General features: G+C 63.0%; 25 protein-coding genes. 21 read left to right on the forward strand and 4 right to left on the reverse strand.

The window, feature by feature from the left end; translation table 11 throughout:
• Nucleotides 1–728 precede the first annotated feature (728 nt).
• The 20 genes from rplN to BMX78_RS00470 all read left to right on the forward strand — a co-directional run bounded on the left by rplN (nucleotide 729) and on the right by BMX78_RS00470 (nucleotide 13,318).
• On the forward strand, nucleotides 729–1,097 hold the full coding sequence (rplN, locus tag BMX78_RS00375) for a 50S ribosomal protein L14 (RefSeq protein ID WP_009358299.1): 369 nt from the start codon (nucleotides 729–731) through the stop codon (nucleotides 1,095–1,097).
• Between the two features lie 3 nt (nucleotides 1,098–1,100).
• On the forward strand, nucleotides 1,101–1,463 hold the full coding sequence (rplX, locus tag BMX78_RS00380; protein WP_013601824.1) for a 50S ribosomal protein L24: 363 nt from the start codon (nucleotides 1,101–1,103) through the stop codon (nucleotides 1,461–1,463).
• On the forward strand, nucleotides 1,463–2,044 hold the full coding sequence (gene rplE, locus BMX78_RS00385; RefSeq protein WP_050054317.1) for a 50S ribosomal protein L5: 582 nt from the start codon (nucleotides 1,463–1,465) through the stop codon (nucleotides 2,042–2,044). The genes rplX and rplE overlap by 1 nt, the downstream gene beginning before the upstream one ends.
• Before the next feature lie 88 nt (nucleotides 2,045–2,132).
• On the forward strand, nucleotides 2,133–2,531 hold the full coding sequence (gene rpsH / locus BMX78_RS00390) for a 30S ribosomal protein S8 (RefSeq protein ID WP_090950922.1): 399 nt from the start codon (nucleotides 2,133–2,135) through the stop codon (nucleotides 2,529–2,531).
• An 18-nt stretch (nucleotides 2,532–2,549) separates the two neighbouring features.
• A complete protein-coding gene (gene rplF / locus BMX78_RS00395; protein ID WP_050054319.1) occupies nucleotides 2,550–3,086 on the forward strand; it encodes a 50S ribosomal protein L6 in 537 nt (178 codons plus the stop codon).
• Between the two features lie 2 nt (nucleotides 3,087–3,088).
• A complete protein-coding gene (gene rplR, locus BMX78_RS00400) occupies nucleotides 3,089–3,472 on the forward strand; it encodes a 50S ribosomal protein L18 (RefSeq protein WP_091415067.1) in 384 nt (127 codons plus the stop codon).
• A complete protein-coding gene (gene rpsE, locus BMX78_RS00405) occupies nucleotides 3,469–4,191 on the forward strand; it encodes a 30S ribosomal protein S5 (RefSeq protein WP_091415069.1) in 723 nt (240 codons plus the stop codon). The genes rplR and rpsE overlap by 4 nt, the downstream gene beginning before the upstream one ends.
• A 2-nt stretch (nucleotides 4,192–4,193) precedes the next feature.
• Entirely contained in the window at nucleotides 4,194–4,400 is a 207-nt protein-coding gene (gene rpmD / locus BMX78_RS00410; RefSeq protein WP_050054322.1) for a 50S ribosomal protein L30, read from the forward strand.
• 2 nt (nucleotides 4,401–4,402) lie between these two features.
• Nucleotides 4,403–4,894: a 50S ribosomal protein L15 gene (gene rplO, locus BMX78_RS00415; protein WP_091415072.1), complete on the forward strand. Its 492-nt coding sequence runs from the start codon at nucleotides 4,403–4,405 to the stop codon at nucleotides 4,892–4,894.
• A 214-nt stretch (nucleotides 4,895–5,108) separates the two neighbouring features.
• Entirely contained in the window at nucleotides 5,109–6,419 is a 1,311-nt protein-coding gene (secY, locus tag BMX78_RS00420; RefSeq protein ID WP_091415074.1) for a preprotein translocase subunit SecY, read from the forward strand.
• A gap of 5 nt (nucleotides 6,420–6,424) precedes the next feature.
• A complete protein-coding gene (locus BMX78_RS00425; protein ID WP_170850646.1) occupies nucleotides 6,425–6,994 on the forward strand; it encodes an adenylate kinase in 570 nt (189 codons plus the stop codon).
• Nucleotides 6,995–7,063: 69 nt separating this feature from the next.
• A complete protein-coding gene (gene map, locus BMX78_RS00430; RefSeq protein WP_091415079.1) occupies nucleotides 7,064–7,891 on the forward strand; it encodes a type I methionyl aminopeptidase in 828 nt (275 codons plus the stop codon).
• A gap of 101 nt (nucleotides 7,892–7,992) precedes the next feature.
• On the forward strand, nucleotides 7,993–9,000 hold the full coding sequence (locus tag BMX78_RS00435) for a P1 family peptidase (RefSeq protein ID WP_091415975.1): 1,008 nt from the start codon (nucleotides 7,993–7,995) through the stop codon (nucleotides 8,998–9,000).
• A gap of 172 nt (nucleotides 9,001–9,172) precedes the next feature.
• Nucleotides 9,173–9,394, forward strand: coding sequence for a translation initiation factor IF-1 (infA, locus tag BMX78_RS00440; protein WP_009358723.1), 222 nt, complete (start codon nucleotides 9,173–9,175; stop codon nucleotides 9,392–9,394).
• 70 nt (nucleotides 9,395–9,464) lie between these two features.
• Nucleotides 9,465–9,578 (forward strand): 50S ribosomal protein L36, encoded by a 114-nt coding sequence (rpmJ, locus tag BMX78_RS00445; protein WP_009358722.1) that lies wholly within the window; start codon nucleotides 9,465–9,467, stop codon nucleotides 9,576–9,578.
• A 175-nt stretch (nucleotides 9,579–9,753) separates the two neighbouring features.
• Nucleotides 9,754–10,128, forward strand: coding sequence for a 30S ribosomal protein S13 (gene rpsM / locus BMX78_RS00450; protein WP_003803743.1), 375 nt, complete (start codon nucleotides 9,754–9,756; stop codon nucleotides 10,126–10,128).
• 55 nt (nucleotides 10,129–10,183) lie between these two features.
• A complete protein-coding gene (gene rpsK / locus BMX78_RS00455; protein WP_018760435.1) occupies nucleotides 10,184–10,585 on the forward strand; it encodes a 30S ribosomal protein S11 in 402 nt (133 codons plus the stop codon).
• A gap of 131 nt (nucleotides 10,586–10,716) precedes the next feature.
• Nucleotides 10,717–11,727, forward strand: a complete 1,011-nt coding sequence (locus BMX78_RS00460) for a DNA-directed RNA polymerase subunit alpha (RefSeq protein ID WP_013601812.1) — start codon at nucleotides 10,717–10,719, stop codon at nucleotides 11,725–11,727.
• 71 nt (nucleotides 11,728–11,798) lie between these two features.
• The gene (rplQ, locus tag BMX78_RS00465; RefSeq protein ID WP_091415082.1) at nucleotides 11,799–12,392 is read left to right on the forward strand and encodes a 50S ribosomal protein L17; all 594 of its coding nucleotides are present in this window, start codon (nucleotides 11,799–11,801) and stop codon (nucleotides 12,390–12,392) included.
• Between the two features lie 32 nt (nucleotides 12,393–12,424).
• On the forward strand, nucleotides 12,425–13,318 hold the full coding sequence (locus BMX78_RS00470; protein WP_170850647.1) for a tRNA pseudouridine synthase A: 894 nt from the start codon (nucleotides 12,425–12,427) through the stop codon (nucleotides 13,316–13,318).
• Here BMX78_RS00470 and BMX78_RS00475 read toward each other — a convergent pair.
• Nucleotides 13,315–14,982: a sensor histidine kinase gene (locus BMX78_RS00475; RefSeq protein WP_091415085.1), complete on the reverse strand. Its 1,668-nt coding sequence runs from the start codon at nucleotides 14,980–14,982 to the stop codon at nucleotides 13,315–13,317. The two genes, BMX78_RS00470 and BMX78_RS00475, sit on opposite strands and share 4 nt — an antisense overlap.
• A 256-nt stretch (nucleotides 14,983–15,238) precedes the next feature.
• Here BMX78_RS00475 and BMX78_RS00480 point away from each other — a divergent pair, with 256 nt between their 5' ends.
• Entirely contained in the window at nucleotides 15,239–16,030 is a 792-nt protein-coding gene (locus BMX78_RS00480) for a response regulator transcription factor (protein WP_091415087.1), read from the forward strand.
• A gap of 11 nt (nucleotides 16,031–16,041) precedes the next feature.
• Here BMX78_RS00480 and BMX78_RS00485 read toward each other — a convergent pair whose 3' ends face one another.
• The 3 genes from BMX78_RS00485 to BMX78_RS00495 form a co-directional block, all read right to left on the reverse strand.
• A complete protein-coding gene (locus BMX78_RS00485; protein ID WP_091415090.1) occupies nucleotides 16,042–16,506 on the reverse strand; it encodes an Hpt domain-containing protein in 465 nt (154 codons plus the stop codon).
• Nucleotides 16,507–16,599: 93 nt separating this feature from the next.
• On the reverse strand, nucleotides 16,600–17,484 hold the full coding sequence (locus BMX78_RS00490; RefSeq protein WP_091415093.1) for a type II secretion system F family protein: 885 nt from the start codon (nucleotides 17,482–17,484) through the stop codon (nucleotides 16,600–16,602).
• A gap of 7 nt (nucleotides 17,485–17,491) precedes the next feature.
• Entirely contained in the window at nucleotides 17,492–18,424 is a 933-nt protein-coding gene (locus BMX78_RS00495) for a type II secretion system F family protein (RefSeq protein WP_091415095.1), read from the reverse strand.
• Nucleotides 18,425–18,427: the final 3 nt, after the last annotated feature.

Raw genomic sequence — 18,427 nt, forward strand, 5'->3', positions numbered from 1 at the left:
GCTTTTGGCCAACGCTCTATCACTTCTCTCAGGAAAGTGAGAGAGCGCCGGCCGAAAAGGCACATTAAGTGAGAGAGGGTCCCATCGTGCGGGAGGGTTGATGGCGGGACGGTGGGCGGACGACGGCGGCGGTGCGGCTTGCCCGGGGGAGCGGCACGGGGGCGGGCCGCCAAGCTGCCGTGCGTGACGCCGTCGCCCGTCCCCGACGCTCGCTCACTTAATGCGTGCTTTTGGCCAACGCTCTATCACTTCTCTCAGGAAAGTGAGAGAGCGCCAGCCGAAAAGGCACATTAAGTGAGAGAGCGTCCCATCGTGCGGGCGGGTTTATGGCGGGACGCGGGCGGACGACGACGGCGGTGCGGCTTGCCCGGGGGAGCGGCACCTGGGGCGGGGCAACAGGCTGCCCGGAGTGACGCCGTCGTCCGTCTTGCGGAGGAGCCCACACGGTGATATTGGGATGGGCGGAAAACGTGCTAAGATTTTGAGTTTGTATGGCGCCTTTCGCGCGCCGTCATCAAACCTCGTAAACAAGCGTGCCAAGGCATAGTGCCTCCTTGCGCCCGGGATCAACCCGGACCGGATGGAAGCAACTGCTGTTGGCACGGGCGTTTAGGCCTGGTCTGGCAAAATCCAGGCAGGTCAAGAGACACCCCGATCAACCGTTCCGCAAGGCTCATTCCGTAGGAAGATTTTCGGTCTGAGAACCGGCGCGACGCAAGGAGTAAATAGTGATTCAGCAGGAGTCGCGACTCAAGGTCGCCGACAACACGGGTGCTAAGGAAATCCTTACCATTCGCGTTCTCGGTGGATCCGGACGTCGCTACGCAGGCATCGGTGACGTCATTGTCGCCACCGTCAAGGACGCAATCCCGGGCGGCAACGTAAAGAAGGGCGATGTTGTCAAGGCAGTCATCGTCCGTACCAAGAAGGAACGCCGCCGTGCGGATGGTTCCTACATCAAGTTTGACGAGAACGCAGCTGTGATCCTGAAGGGCGACGGTGACCCCCGCGGTACCCGTATCTTCGGACCGGTTGGTCGTGAACTGCGTGACAAGAAGTTCATGAAGATCGTTTCTCTGGCTCCGGAGGTGCTCTAGTCCATGGCTGCAAAGATCAAGAAGGGTGACCTCGTTCAGGTCATCACTGGCGCCAAGGCTGAGCGCGGCGGCGACCGCGGCAAGCAGGGCAAGGTCCTGCGCGTGTTCACCGACACCAACCGTGTGCTGGTCGAAGGCATCAACCGCGTAACCAAGCACACCAAGGTCGGTCAGTCGCAGCGCGGCACCAAGACCGGTGGCATCGAGGTTGTTGAGGCCCCGATCCACATCTCCAACGTGGCACTGGTTGACCCGTCCACCAAGAAGCCCACCCGCGTTGGCTTCCGCACTGAAACCGTTGAGCGCAACGGCAAGCAGCGCGAAGTCCGCATCCGCGTGGCCAAGAGCTCAGGGAAGGACATCTAATGACTGAGACTCTCGAGACTCCGGCAACGAAGATCGTTCCTCGTCTGAAGACCAAGTACGCCGAATCCATCAAGAGCACGCTCATTGAAGAATTCAAGTACGAAAACGTCAACCAGGTTCCCCGCCTGGTGAAGGTCGTTGTGAACATGGGTGTTGGAGATGCCGCCAAGGACTCCAAGCTGATCGACGGCGCTGTCCGCGACCTCACCCAGATCACCGGCCAGAAGCCGCAGGTAACCAAGGCCCGCAAGTCGATCGCACAGTTCAAGCTGCGCGAAGGCATGCCCATCGGTGCACACGCTACCCTGCGTGGCGACCGCATGTGGGAATTCCTGGACCGTCTGGTCACGCTCGCACTGCCCCGTATCAGGGACTTCCGCGGCCTGTCCGGCAAGCAGTTCGACGGCAACGGCAACTACACCTTCGGTCTGACCGAGCAGGTTATGTTCCACGAAATCGACCAGGACAAGATCGACCGCACCCGCGGTATGGATATCACGGTTGTTACCACTGCAAAGACCGATGACGAAGGCCGCGCGCTGCTCAAGGCGCTTGGTTTCCCGTTCAAGGCCGAAGACTAATCTAACTACGTAAAAGGTCCGGCGGTACGGCTCCCGCTTTTGGAAGCGACACCGCGGAAACCGTTATGAGGAAGGGCAAGAGCCCACAATGACAATGACAGATCCTGTCGCAGACATGCTTACGCGTCTGCGCAATGCAAACTCGGCATACCACGACACCGTGTCCATGCCGTACAGCAAGCTCAAGGCACGCGTCGCCGACATCCTTAAGGCAGAAGGCTTCATCGCCAGCTGGAAGGAAGAGGACGCTGAGGTCGGCAAGAAGCTGACCATCGAGCTCAAGTTCGGACCGAACCGCGAGCGCTCCATCGCTGGCGTTCGCCGTATCTCCAAGCCGGGCCTGCGTGTTTACGCAAAGTCCACCAACCTGCCGCACGTGCTCGGTGGCCTGGGTGTCGCAATCCTGTCCACCTCTTCCGGCCTCCTGACTGACAAGCAGGCCGGCAAGAAGGGCGTGGGCGGCGAAGTCCTCGCGTACGTCTGGTAACGGGAAAGGAAGAGAATAATGTCACGTATTGGACGTCTCCCCATCACCGTTCCTGCCGGCGTTGAGGTCAAGGTTGACGGCTCTGTCGTCAGCGTCAAGGGATCCAAGGGCGAGCTGAACCACACTGTGGCCAGCCCGATCGAGGTCACCCTGGATGCAGACACCCTGACTGTCGCCCGCCCGAACGACGAGCGCGCCTCCCGCTCTCTCCACGGCCTGACCCGCACCCTGATCTCCAACATGATCGAGGGCGTAACCAAGGGCTACGAGAAGAAGCTTGAAATCGTCGGTACCGGTTACCGCGTTCAGGCCAAGGGATCTGACCTTGAGTTCGCTCTCGGCTTCAGCCACCCGGTCAATGTCTCCGCACCGGAGGGCATCACCTTTGCAGTTGAGACCCCGACCAAGCTCTCTGTTTCAGGTATCAACAAGCAGCAGGTCGGCGAAGTTGCTGCCAACATTCGCAAGCTGCGGAAGCCGGACCCCTACAAGGGCAAGGGCATCCGTTACGCCGGCGAAGTCATCCGCCGCAAGGTCGGAAAGGCTGGTAAGTAACCATGGCCATCTCAATTAACAAGAAGCGTACGAACAAGAGCAAGTCTGCTTCGCGCAGCCGCCGCCAGCTTCGTATCCGTAAGCGCATCTCCGGTACGGCTGTACGTCCTCGCCTGGTCGTCAACCGTTCCGCACGCCACGTATTTGTCCAGGTTGTCGATGACAGCATTGGCCAGACCGTAGCGAGCGCCTCCACTCTGGAAGCCGACCTTCGTGCATTCGACGGCGACAAGACTGCCAAGGCCAAGCGCGTTGGCGAACTCGTCGCAGAGCGTGCCAAGGCTGCCGGTATCGAAGCTGTTGTCTTCGACCGCGGTGGTAACAAGTACCACGGCCGGATCGCCGCCGTCGCTGACGGTGCACGTGAAGGTGGGCTGTCACTGTGACGGAAGCAAACAAGGAAAAGGACACTGTGTCTGCAGATCAGAAGGCTACCGAAACCGTAGCTGCCGCTGAGACCACTGCTCCCGCAGCTGCCGACGACCGCCGTGGCGGCGCTCGTCGCGGCGAGCGTGGCGACCGTGGCCAGGGCCGCGGCGACCGTGGTGGCCGTGGTGGCCGCGACGGCGGCCGTGAAGCCGAGAAGAGCCAGTTCGTAGAGCGCGTTGTCACCATCAACCGCGTCTCCAAGGTGGTCAAGGGTGGTCGTCGCTTCAGCTTCACCGCCCTGGTCGTCGTCGGTGACGGCAACGGTATGGTCGGCGTCGGCTACGGCAAGGCTAAGGAAGTTCCTGCCGCAATCGCGAAGGGCGTAGAAGAGGCCAAGAAGTCCTTCTTCCGCGTTCCCCGCGTTGGCAACACCATCCCGCACCGCGTTCAGGGTGAGGCCGCTGCAGGCGTTGTTATGCTGCGTCCGGCTTCCGCCGGTACCGGTGTTATCGCCGGTGGTCCGGTCCGTGCAGTACTGGAGTGCGTGGGCATCCACGACATCCTCTCCAAGTCGCTCGGTTCCTCAAACGCCATCAACATCGTTCACGCGACCGTTGATGCCCTCAAGCGCCTCGAAGAGCCGGCAGCAGTGGCAGCACGCCGCGGCCTGCCCCTCGACGAGATCGCTCCGGCGGCACTGGTGAAGGCCCTCCTGGCTCCGAAGGCAGGTGCGTAGTCATGGCTAAGAACCTGGTCCCCTCCGACGCACAGTTGGAGATCACTCAGATCAAGTCCGCCATTGGCGGCAAGCAGAACCAGCGCGACACCCTGCGGTCCCTCGGCCTGAAGCGGATCGGACACACCGTTGTCCGCACCGCCGACGCCGTGACCGTTGGAATGCTCAACACGGTTCCGCACCTGGTTCAGGTAGAGGAGGCGAAGTAACAATGGCAGAGAACACTCCTGCAAAGGCTCAGGACGCCGCTGCTGAGAAGCAGAACGCACTGAAGGTTCACCACCTGCGTCCCGCCCCGGGTGCAAAGACCGCCAAGACCCGTGTTGGTCGTGGTGAAGCATCCAAGGGTAAGACCGCTGGTCGCGGTACCAAGGGTACTGCAGCCCGTTACCAGGTAAAGGCTGGCTTTGCCGGCGGCCAGCTGCCGCTGCACATGCGCCTGCCCAAGCTGCGCGGCTTCAAGAACCCGTTCCGCGTTGAGTTCCAGGTTGTGAACCTGGACAAGCTCAACGAGCTGTTCCCGGAAGGTGGCACAGTCACCGTCGAGAACCTGGTCGAAAAGGGTGCCGTTCGCAAGAACCAGCCCGTCAAGGTGCTGGGCACCGGCGACATCACCGTCAAGGTTGACGTCACCGCCCACGCATTCTCGACCAGCGCTGCTGAAAAGATCGCTGCAGCAGGCGGAAGCACCACCGCTCTCTAGAGCTGGTGGGTGAAAGCCCGTTGTTGAACTCCCGGTACCGGGGCCCAGGCCCCGGTACCGGGAGTTTTTCACATCCGTCGGGCGTGTTTTTCCCGCCACCTGGCGCACGTGGACGTCCACGGATTGTTCGCATGGCGCATCCAACCGTTAGACTCGGTTGTTGGGATTCTTAGATCCCCATCACACACTCTTATCCACATCACCAGGAGGACGCTTGCTTAGCGCATTTGGCCGGGCCTTTCGCACGCCTGATCTGCGACGCAAGTTGTTGTTCACGCTGGGAATCATCACCATCTTCCGCTTGGGCGCTTTCATTCCCTCGCCCGGTGTGAACTACCAGAATGTCCAGCAATGCTTGCAGAACGGTCAGACCGCAGGCGGCCTGTACCAGCTCGTTAACCTGTTCAGCGGCGGCGCGTTGCTCCAGGTGTCCATCTTCGCGCTGGGCATCATGCCGTACATCACCGCGAGCATCATCGTCCAGCTGCTCCGGGTGGTTATTCCCCGGTTCCAGGAACTGTACGAAGAGGGCGCGTCCGGTCAGTCCAAGCTGACCCAGTACACCCGGTACCTCACCATCGCCCTGGGCCTGCTCAACGCCACCACACTGGTGTCCCTGGCGCGGTCCGGCCAGCTGCTTCCCGGCTGTAACCTGCCGATCATCCCTGATGACAGCGTGATCACCACCATCCTGATCATCATCACCCTGACAGCCGGCACCGGCCTGATCATGTGGATGGGCGAGCTCGTCACCGAGAAGGGTGTGGGCAACGGGATGTCCCTGCTCATCTTCACCTCGATCGCAGCCCAGTTCCCCACCTCGCTGGGCGCCATCTGGACCTCACAGGGCCCGGGAACCTTCTTCATCGTCCTGGCCGTAGGCCTGCTGACGGTGGCACTGGTGGTCTTCGTTGAGCAGTCGCAGCGCCGGATCCCGGTGCAGTATGCCAAACGGATGATCGGCCGCCGCACCGTGGGAGGCACCAGCACGTACATCCCGATCAAGGTCAATATGGCCGGCGTAATCCCCGTTATCTTTGCTTCCTCCATGCTTTACCTGCCTGGACTGATTTCCCAGTTCAACCAGCCGAAGCCGGGCGAGCAGCTCCAGCCGTGGGTCGAATGGATCAACAACAACCTGACCCGCGGCGACCACCCGATCTACATGGCGATCTATTTCGTCCTGATCGTGTTCTTTACCTACTTCTACGTCGCGATCACCTTCAACCCTGAAGAGGTCTCGGACAACATGAAGAAGTACGGCGGCTTCATTCCAGGTATCCGCGCCGGTAAACCGACCGCTGACTACCTGCAGTACGTGCTCTCCCGGATTACGCTGCCCGGTGCTCTCTACCTGGGCTTCGTGGCGCTGATTCCGCTGGTGGCACTGGTACTGATCAACGCAAACCAGAACTTCCCGTTCGGTGGCACCTCGATCCTGATCATGGTGGGCGTTGGTCTGGAGACCGTCAAGCAGATTGATGCGCAGCTACAACAACGTCACTACGAAGGGCTTTTGCGATGACGAGAATGCTGATTATTGGACCTCCCGGTTCCGGAAAAGGAACTCAGGCGGAGCGGATTTCAGAGCGCCTTGGCGTTGTGGCCATCTCCACCGGCGATATCTTCCGTGCAAACGTGAAGGGCGAAACACCGCTTGGCGTCGAAGCCAAGAAGTACATGGACAACGGGGACTTCGTTCCGGACAGCGTCACCAACAAGATGGTGCGTGACCGCCTGAGCGAGTCCGACGTCGAAAGCGGATTCCTGCTGGACGGTTACCCGCGCACCACGGCGCAGGTTGACTACCTCGACGAGATCCTCGCCAAGGGCGACGAGAAGCTCGACGTCGTCCTGCAGCTGACTGCCGATGACGAGGAACTGGTCCACCGGCTCCTGGGCCGGGCCAAGGAAACGGGCCGGAGCGACGACAACGAAGCCGTCATCCGCCACCGCCTTGACCTGTACCACGAGCAGACTGAAGCAGTGGTGGCCAAGTATGCCGAGCGCGGCATCCTCACCCAGGTAGACGGCATTGGGCCGATCGACGAAGTGACGGACCGCGTGATGCAGGCCATTAAGACCGCACAGGCGGCCTGATCCAGGCAAGTTTTTCCGAGGCTCCTCCCGGTACACGGGAGGGGCCTCAGCCATTTGAAAGGAAGCACCATGGCCTTTGGCCAGCCCCGCATCGAATACAAAACCAACGCCCAGATGCGCACCATGCACGAGGCAGGCCTGGTCCTGAGCCGTGCCCTGGATGCCGCTGTTGCAGCCGCCGTCCCTGGCGTCACCACCAAGCACCTGGATGACGTGTTCGCCGCTGTCCTGAACGAGGCCGGCGCCAAGTCCAACTTCCTCGGCTACCACGGGTTCCCGGCCACCATCTGCACCTCCGTCAACGAGGAAGTAGTCCACGGCATCCCAGGCAGCCGGGTCCTGAACGACGGCGACATCATCTCGATCGACGGCGGCGCCATCGTGAACGGCTGGCACTCGGACTCGGCGCGGACAGTCATTGTGGGCACTGCAGACCCCGAGGATCAGCGGCTTTCCGACGTGACCCACGCGGCCCTGTGGCGGGGGATCGCCGCACTTGCCACCGGTAAGCATGTGGGCGATATTGGTGCGGCCATCGACGACTACGTATCCTCCGTGCCCGGCAAGCCGCTGGGCATCCTCGAGGACTACGTAGGCCACGGCATTGGCTCCGAAATGCACATGGCGCCGGACGTCCTGAACTACCGCACCAGCCACCGCGGCCCCAAGATCCGGCCGGGCCTTTGCCTGGCGATCGAGCCCATGCTGGTCCGCGGCGGCATCGACACCGCCGTGCTGGAGGACGATTGGACCGTCATCACCACCGACGGTGCCCGCTCCTGCCAGTGGGAGCATTCCGTCGGAGTCCACGAAAAGGGCATCTGGGTGCTTTCCGCGCCCGACGGCGGTGCGGAGCACCTGGTGCCCCTCGGCGTCACCCCGGTGCCGATCCCGTAGGTTCCGCTCTCCCAGCCCAACCAGGTAGCGCCAAGTGTCGTTTTGACCCTTCAAAACGACACTTGGCGCTACTCAGTTGGGGAGGGGGAACAATGGGTGCCATGGGAGCAATCACCGACGTGCCCGGGATCCGGGTTGGCCACGTACAGAAAAACGACGACGGCTGGCTGAGCGGGGTAACCGTGATCCTGCCGCCGCCGGGCACCGTCGGATCAGTTGACGTCCAGGGCGGCGGGCCGGCCACCCACGAAACGGACGCGCTCGACCCCACCACCCTGGTCAGCGCTGTTCACGTCGTGGTCCTCACCGGCGGCAGCGCCTACGGGCTGGCTTCGGCAACCGGCGCCCAGCGCTGGTGCGAGGAGAACGGCCGGGGGTTCCCCGTCCCCGGGGGAGTGGTGCCCATCGTCCCCGCGGCCGCGATCTTCGACCTGGGCCGAGGCGGCGACTTTTCAGCGCGACCTGCGGCGGACATGGGCTACGCGGCAACTGCCGCCGCTGCCGCCGAGAAGGACGGGCACGACGTCGAGCGCGGCAACGTGGGTGCCGGCACCGGAGCAGTCATCGCCCGGACGTACAAAGGCGGAGTAGGTACGGCATCGGTCACGCTCGATAACGGCGTGGTGGTAGGGGCAATCGCTGTCGTCAACGCTCTTGGTTTCCCGGTGGTTGACGGCGGGCAGGCGCCGCGGCCCTCCGCGCGCTCGGTCGTTCCGCCCCACGAGCCCCCTAACCTCGCAAGCTCGGCCAGGGAACCCGGCTCGCGTGGGCCCACCTTAGACGCGCCTTTGAACACCACCCTTGTCGTCGTCGCAACCAATGCCGTTCTTGATGTGGCCGAGTGCAAGCGGACTGCTTCGGCTTCGCATGCCGGGATTGCCAGGGCGCTCAACCCGAGTCATACGCTTGGTGATGGGGATACGGTCTTCTGCTTGTCCACCCAAGCTGTGGCACTTGACCGCAGCGACGAAGTTGCCCGGCAGATCAGCCTCATCACGCTGCAAAGTGCGGCAGCCGACGTCGTCCGTTTGGCCATCCTCGATGGCGTGGCCACCGCCCGGGCCGTGAGCACTCCGGCGGGTGATTATGGTGTGTACGGCACCGGGTAGGTTACTATGGCCGATTTAACTTTTACGGCGATACAGAGTAGTGTTGTTTGTTGGTTGTCTGGACTGCCACGCCCTTTTGGGGCCTGAAGCTGACAATCGATCCAACAAAAACGTTCGTGGTCATGCCCGGTGCAATCCGGCGGGACTGCGGCAACAACAGTTAGCGGAGGGTATGGCCAAGAAGGACGGGGTCATTGAGATCGAAGGCGTTGTGACTGAGGCGCTGCCTAACGCGATGTTTCGCGTTGAGCTCACCAACAAGCACATCGTACTGGCACACATCTCTGGAAAGATGCGTCAGCACTACATCAGGATTCTCCCTGAGGACCGCGTAGTGGTGGAGCTGAGCCCGTACGACCTCACCCGTGGTCGTATCGTCTACCGCTACAAGTAAATTGCTGGGCGGCCTCAGTGTGAACTGAACGCCGCTCCAGTTGACCAACTGTTACACGCAAAGGAATGCCATGAAGGTCAAGCCGAGCGTCAAGCAGATCTGCGAAAAGTGCAAAGTGATCCGCCGTAATGGCCGGGTCATGGTGATCTGCGAGAACCCGCGCCACAAGCAGCGCCAGGGCTAAATTCCCTTCATCGGGAATTCCTGGGTTGCTAACCCACGCAAGTAAATAAAGGCAGCACAAGCTGATCTGGGACGTATGGAGCCCGGACAGCTAACCCCCGGTCGGAGGCTGGGGCCGCATGGAACATGCGGGTGTACTGCCTACGACCTCCGGTTTATCAAGGAGTACTGCCACTATGGCTCGTCTCGCTGGCGTAGACATTCCCCGCGAAAAGCGGCTGGAAATTGCGCTTACTTACATCTACGGCGTGGGCAAGACCCGTGCACACGAAACCCTGGCTGCCACTGGCATCAGCGCTGACGTTCGCGTCAAGGACCTGACTGATGCCCAGCTGGTTGAGCTGCGTGACTACATTGAAGGCAACTACAAGGTTGAGGGTGACCTTCGCCGCGAAGTAGCAGCAGATATCCGCCGCAAGGTTGAAATCGGCAGCTACGAAGGCCTGCGCCACCGCAAGGGCCTGCCCGTACGCGGTCAGCGTACGAAGACGAACGCACGTACCCGCAAGGGCCCGAAGCGCACCGTCGCCGGCAAGAAGAAGGCCCGTTAAAATCCCCGCCCGGGATTTACGGACTTTCCCCCAATAACTTTCTGTAGGAGAAATAATGCCCCCGAAGACTCGTGGCGCGGTTCGCAAGCCGCGTAAGAAGGACAAGAAGAATATCGCGCTTGGCCAGGCGCACATCAAGAGCACGTTTAACAACACCATCGTTTCCATCACGGATCCGAGCGGCGCTGTTATCTCTTGGGCTTCCTCAGGTGAGGTTGGCTTCAAGGGCTCGCGTAAGTCCACCCCGTTCGCTGCCCAGATGGCTGCCGAGGCTGCTGCAAAGCGCGCCCAGGAGCACGGCATGCGCAAGGTTGACGTTTTCGTGAAGGGCCCGGGCTCGGGACGCGAAACCGCGATCCGTTCGCTGCAGGCTGCCGGCCTCGAGGTTGGCTCCATCCAGGACGTCACCCCCGCCGCCCACAACGGCTGCCGTCCGCCGAAGCGCCGCCGCGTCTAAGGCTTCCAGCGCCGCTTGAGCTTGCCCGGACCATCGATGGCCCGGGCAAGCCCAGCGCGTTAAGTCTTCAGACCGAATTTCCACCACCTGTGTTGCGTCATATAGCGGATGCTCGCCGAAAGGAAACCTAAGTGCTCATTGCACAGCGCCCCACCCTCTCCGAAGAGGTAGTCTCCGAAAACCGTTCGCGTTTCATCATTGAACCGCTGGAACCGGGCTTCGGCTACACCCTCGGAAACTCCCTCCGCCGTACCCTGCTCTCCTCCATCCCCGGTGCTGCCGTAACCAGCATCCGGATCGATGGCGTGCTGCACGAGTTCACCACGGTTCCGGGTGTCAAGGAAGATGTCACTGAGATCATCCTGAACATCAAGAGCCTGTCGGTCTCCTCCGAGCACGATGAGCCGGTTGTTGCTTACCTGCGCAAGCAGGGCCCCGGAGTCGTCACCGCCGCGGACATCGCTCCGCCGGCCGGCGTCGAATTCCACAACCCGGATCTGCACATTGCCACGCTGAACTCGAAGGGCAAGTTCGAACTCGAACTGACCATCGAGCGCGGCCGCGGCTACGTTTCGGCAGCTCAGAACAAGTCCGGCGACGCAGAGATCGGCCGTATCCCGGTCGACTCCATCTACTCGCCGGTGCTGAAGGTTACTTTCCGCGTGGAAGCAACCCGTGTTGAGCAGCGCACCGACTTCGACAAGCTGATTGTCGACGTCGAGACCAAGCAGGCCATCGCCCCGCGCGATGCTGTTGCTTCCGCAGGCACCACCCTGGTGGAGCTCTTCGGTCTGGCACGTGAGCTGAACACCGCAGCTGAAGGTATCGAGATCGGCCCGTCGCCCACCGACGCTGCCCTGGCAGCCGACATGGCACTGCCGATCGAGGATCTGGACCTCACCGTCCGTTCCTACAACTGCCTCAAGCGTGAGGGCATCCACACCGTGGGTGAACTCGTTGCCCGCTCCGAGGCTGACCTGATGGACATCCGCAACTTCGGTGCAAAGTCCATTGACGAGGTCAAGGCAAAGCTGGTTGAACTGGGCCTGTCCCTCAAGGACTCGCCTCCCGGTTTTGACCTCGCAGCACGCGCCGCAGCAATCGAAGAGGACGACGCCGCCTTCGGCGACGACGAACTCTAAACCAGACCTTGGCCGGCGGGCAGGCACCATGGTGTGCAGGGCCCACGGCTTCCATTTGAGGAGAAACAATTATGCCTACCCCCACTAAGGGTCCGCGCCTCGGAGGCGGCCCGGCTCACGAGCGCCTCATGCTCGCGAACCTGGCAGCATCCCTGTTCGAGCACAAGCGGATCACCACCACGGTGACCAAGGCCAAGCGCTTGAAGCCGTACGCAGAGCGCCTGGTGACTTTCGCCAAGCGTGGCGACCTCGCTTCCCGCCGCCGGGTCCTCGGCCTGATCAGCAACAAGGGCGTCGTCCACGAGCTGTTCACCGACATTGCCCAGGCAGTGGAGAACCGCGACGGCGGCTACACCCGCATCACCAAGATCGGCAACCGCAAGGGCGACAACGCTCCCATGGCTGTCATCGAACTGGTTCTCGAGCCGGTTTCCGCCAAGCAGGCTGTTGTAGCTGAGGCTACCGCGGCTGCCAAGCGCGATGCAGAGAAGGCTGCTCCGGCCGCCGAGGAAGCTCCCGAGGCTGAGGTTGTCGAGACCGAAGCTGATGAAGCTACGGAGACTCCCGCCGCTGAAGAAGCTGCAACAGAAGAGGCTGCAACCGAAGAGGCTCCGGCCGCTGAGGAAGCTGAAGCTCCGGCAGCCGAAGAGAAGGACGCGAAGTAATTCGCTGATTTTCTTCGCATAGACTTGAGTCTATGAACGACCAAAAACCCGCGGCCCCCGTATTGGGGGGCGGCGGGTTTTTGCGTGTCCGGCTGGATTTGTCGTACGACGGCGGCCCCTTCAGCGGGTGGGCCCTGCAGCCGGGCCTGCGGACCGTCCAGGGCGCCCTTGAAGAGGCCCTGCAGCTTCTGATCCGGCGCCCCATCCGAGTGACGGTCGCCGGACGCACCGACGCCGGCGTGCACGCCCGGGGCCAGGTGGTCCACCTGGACCTCACGGAAGCCGAGTGGCAGGGACTGCCGCGAGGGCACGAACTGGATCCCGCCGTCGCCATGCTCCGAAGGATCCGCGGCGCCCTCAGCCGCATCCTCGGCGACCTGACCGGGGCAGTGGAGGTGCACCGCATCTCGCTGGCGCCGGAAGGTTTTGACGCCCGGTTCTCGGCGCTCTGGCGCCGCTACAGCTACCGCATCGCGGACGGGCCTGCGCTCTGGGATCCGCTGGGCCGGTATTCCACGCTGTGGCACAAAAACCCGCTGGACGTGTCCCTGCTGAACGAGGGCGCCTCGAAGCTGCTGGGGCTCCAGAACTTCCTGTCCTTCTGCAAGCCGCGGGAGGGTGCCACCACCATCCGTGAGCTGCAGCGTTTTGAGTTCGCGCGCGGGGAAGACGGCGTCATAGTGGCCACCGTCCAGGCGGACGCCTTCTGCCACAATATGGTGCGCGCCCTGATCGGCTCCGCCCTATATGTGGGCGAGGGCGTGGAGGAACCGGGCTGGTTGCATGAGCGGCTGTTGGCGCAGAAACGCGATGCCAAGTCCGTGCTGGCAGCCCCGCACCCACTGGTGCTCGAGGAAGTGGCCTACCCGTCCGACGACGAGCTCCTGGCCCGCGCCGAGCTCACCCGGGCGCTGCGGGAGTACTAGAAGGACGGCGGCGGACCCTCGGCCGGCAGGGTCAGGGTGAAGGTGCTGCCTTGTCCCTCGCCGCTGACGCAGGAGATCTGCCCGCCGTGGCGTTCCACAATCATCTTGGTGATCGACAGGCCGAGCCCGGCGCCGCTGATGGCCGCGTCCCGGGCGGAATCGGTCCGGAAGAAGCGCTTGAAGACCCTCTCCCTGTCCTCGCCGCTGATGCCCATGCCGGTGTCGCTGACGCTGAGCTGCACCCACTCCCTGGTGCTGCGGGCGCTGATACGGACGTTGCCTCCGCCGGGGGAGTACTTGATGGCGTTTGATACCAGGTTGTCCAGGGCCTGGCCGATCCGGAGCGGATCCGCGTAGGCCCACAGGGGCGAGGGAACGTCCGCTGACAGGTGGATGTTGGCCAGCTCGGCCTGGGCCTGGGCGGAGCCGATGGTGGTTTCCACGAGGCTTGCCAGGTCGGTCCGCTTCGGGTGGACATTGAGCGCGGCCGACGCCGACGCCGAGAGGTCAGCCACCAGGGCCAGCAGCCGCTCGGCATTCCGCTGGACCACCAGGAGGCGGCGGGCCACCTGCGGCGGCAAGGCTGCGTCGTCGTCGAGCACCAGGTCCACGTTGCCGATGATGGAGTTCAGCGGCGTCTTGAACTCGTGGGTCACGTTGGAGACCAGCTCATGGTTGGCGGCCAGCGACTCCACCCAGCCGGTCACGTCGGTGTAGACAACGACGGCGCCGGTAAGCTGGCCGTCCTCATTCACCAGTGGGCGGGCGGCCGTGGACACTGCACGCTGGTCAGCTCCCTCGCCGGCCCACACCAGGTAGTCGGCGAAGGATTCACCGGCGATGGCACGGCTGATGGGCCGCTTTTCCGGAGGCAGCAGGGTCCTCCGGTCCGGTCCGAAAATCAGCTGGTGGCCCTGCCCGGGAACGGCGTCGTCAGCGCGGGTGGCCTGGCGGAAGTTCCGCTGCCGGCTGTTGGACACCAGGAAGTGGCCGGACCGGTCCACGGCGGCGATTCCGACGTCGGTGGCGTCCAGGACTGTCTCGAGCAGCTTTTCGCGCTCCCTGCTCGCCCGCAGCAGTTCGCGCAGTTCCCTGTCCTTCTCCGCCAGCTCACGCTGCTGCAGGCGGACGTGCGCACTCGCGAACCTGATGGCCAGGGACACCGCGAGCGTCATGAGGGGAAAGAGGAACGTACTGGTGATGTCCGAAGCGGTCAGGTTTGGGAACCGTCCGGCGAGGGTGGGGACCATGATAAACATGGGACCGAAGAAGCTCAGGACCAGGCTGCTGCGGGTGAGCATCCCCGAGGCGGAAAGCCAGATCACCGGGAATACAGCCAGGACGGCCAACCCTGGGAGCAGGGGAGCGGCGCCGTTCCGGAGCAGGCCGATGGAGACGAAGTCCAGGATGGGAATCAGCAGGTAGGGGCGGGGCGCCAGCCGCTCCCATGGGACCAGGAGGCAGCCGAGGAAAAGTGCGCCGGAAAGGATGATCCCGGCCAGATACAGCGGGCTGTGCAGCAGCGTGGGCAAGGCAAAGGGCGTGGCTACGGCGAGGGCGGCGACGATCAGGGTCAGGGGCAGCTGGCACAGAGCCACTTGCGAGCGCGGCCCGAGCCGCTGGAAAATCCGTGCGGATCGGCGGGGAAAGAGACGGTCAGCCATTAACTATCCCTGGGCCATGCCGGACGATTAATAGGACTTTCGGGCGCAGGTGCATACAAATTCCTGTAAGGCACCTTGGCACACATCCTCTCTGACTCGTAATCCACATGTTCTGTCATAATAATTGACTTTTCAAATGCCATGTTGAAACAGGTGTCATCAGCCTCGGTTCCTTGTAGCGTATAAAGGGTTGGAGTGGGAATGGCATTGGCGCTGGGTCAATGGGGGGCCATGACCGCCTGGCGCAGGGATATCAATGGACGATCTTGGTGTGGCTGTAGTTATCGAAGACGATGCCGATGTGCGGAACCTCCTGGAAGGAGTGTTGAGCCAGGCCGGCTTCGAGGTGCATACAGCAGTTGACGGACGGGCCGGCGTGGAAGTGGTCCGTATGAAGCAGGCCAACGTGGTGACGCTGGACATCGGGCTGCCGGACATCGACGGCCTCGAGGTGTTGCGGCGCATCCGCAACTTCAGTAACGCTTACATAGTGATGCTCACTGGCCGCACTGAGGAGCCGGACCTGTTGTCCGCCCTCAATGCCGGCGCCGATGACTACATTGCCAAGCCGTTCCGGCCGCGGGAGCTGCGGGCCCGTGTATCGGCGATGATGCGCAGGCCCCGGCATGAGATCACCGGGGAAAAGCCCGCGTTGGCGGGGTGGGGAGCCGCGCCCGCAGCGGCAGCCCGTCCCGATGACGGAGCAGTGCTGCACCATAATGGCCTGGAGCTGAACCACCGCACGCGCACCGTGGAAATCAAGGGGGAACCGCTTGGCCTCACCCGCAGCGAGTTCGACCTGCTGCACGTGCTCCTGCGCGGTGGCGGGGCGGTCTGTACGCGGGCAGACCTCGTCCGGGCTGTCCGCGGGGACTTCTACGACGAAGACACATACATCAGCGAGGCCGACGAGCGTGCTGTTGAGGTCCACATCGGCAACCTGCGGCGCAAGCTGAAGGAGGACCCCGTCTCACCCCGCTGGTTGCAGACTGTCCGCGGCGTGGGTTACCGGCTGGCCCCCAGCAGGCAGGACGCGGCGCAGGCCTGACTTGCTGCCGTTCAGCCGTTCTTCAGGATGTACGTGGACTGGAGCTCCGACACTGTTTGGACGCCGTCTTGGGCAACCCGCGCCATCAGGACCTGTCCTTGGCCGAAGTCACCCTGCCGGATGAGCGTCTCCAGCAGCTCTGCAAGTTTCGCCAGCCGCACTCCGCCCACCATGGCTGAGCTGATCTTCAGGCTGATGGCGGCGTCCAGGGCGGATTCACTGTCCTGGCTGTGGACGGCGGCGGCCAGCCGGGCGCAGCGCTGGTCCCACATCGCCGCGTAGTCGCGGGCGAACCTTTGGGCGAGCCCGGAGCCGGCCAGTTCGTCTTCGAGCTCCTCAAGCACGGCGGCGTCAACGAGCGGCAAGAGCCCGGCCGCTTCCTGTGAGAGGACGGAACCAGTAAGTGCTGTGATCCCGGGCCGCGGTGGCTCCGCAGCTGTGCTCCTGTCGCTGGAGCCGGGATCTGGACTTTGCATTCTTCAAGGCTACTTCCTGCAATTCGATGGTTGTCCTATTTCGGGTGATCCTGTGTAAACCTTGAGGGATCCTTGGGCCTGGTTCTGGGGCCCCTATTGTCCGCTGAATGTCGCGATGGTATTGATGACGGCCGGTCCGAGAATTGCGATGAACAGCACCGGGAAAATGAAGAACAACAGCGGGAACAGGATCATCACCGGAAGTTTCATCGCCTTTTCCTCGGCGCGCTGGCGGCGTTTTACCCGCATCACTTTCGCCTGCACCCGCAGCACCCTGCTGATCGCGATGCCGTATGTGTCCGCCTGGACCACAGCCTGAACAAAGCTGCGCAGCTCCGGAATGTTGGTCCGCTCGGCCAGGGCGAGGTAGGACTCGCGGCGGCTGCGGCCCACCTGCATGTCCTGCAGGGTCCGCACCAGTTCTTCGGCCAGGGGTCCTTTGCCGTTGTCGCCGGCCCGCGCCATGGCACCCTCAAAGCCCAGCCCTGCCTCAACAGAGATCAGCATCTGGTCCAGGGTGTTGGCGAGCTCCAACTGGATGACTTTCTGGCGCTCCAGCCCCTTGCTGTAGAGCAGCAGGTCCGGGATGAAGTAGCCCAGGAACAGCAGGAACAGCCCCGCCAGCTTCATCAGGGGTGTGCTGCCCACCGAACTCAGGTAGACACCGGCGGTAACGCCCGCAAACCCAATGCCGAGCTTGGACCCCAGCACTTTGCCCAGCGGCATGGATGCGGGCCGGCCGGCCAGGGCCAACAGCCGGTCCAGGAAGGCAACGTAGGCGGGCGGGGTCAGCCGGCGTCCGATGCCTTCGAGCAGGCCCGGTTTGGCAACGGGAGCGACAGCCAGAGGAGTGGCCCCACGGGACAGCAAGTCGTTGACCGCTACGCGGCCCTGCTTGTCTACATTCAGGGCTGACCATGCCAAGGCGCCGACGGGGAGGCAGACCAGCAGGACGGAGAGGAGAACTATCAGGTTCATGGCGTCCTCAAAACTTCAGGTCGATGATCTTGCGCATCCAGAGCGCGCCGATGGTCATGAGGACAAACGATGCACCGATCATCACCCAGCCCAGGGGATGGGTGAACATGGAGTTCATGTAGTTCGGGCTGACGGCCAGCAGCATGGCCACGATGCCGAAGGGCATGGCAATGAGGATGTAGGCAGAGAACTTGCCCTCAGCCGCCAAAGCCTTGATGTGTCCTTTGATTTCGGCGCGCTCGCGGATGGTTTCGTTTACCTGGTCCAGGACGTCCGCCAGGTTGCCGCCCACCTCGCGGTTGATCTGGATGGCTTGGGAAATCCAGACGAAGTCCTCGTTCTTCATCCGGTCAGCGGTGTCGTTGAGGGCAGCCAGCAGGTCCCGGCCCAGACTGGTTTCGGTAATCACCCGACGCATCTCTTCCGACGTCGGCTTCTGGGACTCGGCGCCGGCTGCATCGATGGCGCGCAAAATACTGTGGCCCGCGCGGAGGCCTCCCGAGAGGAGCTGGAGGGTGTCTCCGAGCTGGCTGTCGAACGCAGCACGGCGTTTTCCGGCGAGGAATCCCAGGACCAGTTTCCCCACGAAGGGCGAAAGCAGCGCCAGCAGGATTCCCACCGGCGGTCCCACAGTGACCACACCCACCAGCATTCCGACGCAAGCGCCAATCCCCACCAGCAGGAAGAACTCGGCCTGGCTCAGGCGCAGCCCGGCGTTCTCGAGTTCTGCCCGGGAGAAGAGGCGGACGTTCCGCCCGTGCAGGAGCCGTTCGAAGGACCGGACGCCGGAGAGCGCCAGGCGGGAGATCGATGACGGCGGCTCGGGCTCAAAGGGACGGCGGCGGTCCAGCGGCACGTCCGGCGTGCTCGGCAGCAGCACCGACACGCCCAGCAGGCTGACGGCCAGCAGCAGGATGACTGCTCCAACAGCGAGGATCACAGC

Source organism: Arthrobacter sp. OV608, assembly GCA_900110595.1.
Taxonomy (GTDB): Bacteria; Actinomycetota; Actinomycetes; order Actinomycetales; family Micrococcaceae; genus Arthrobacter.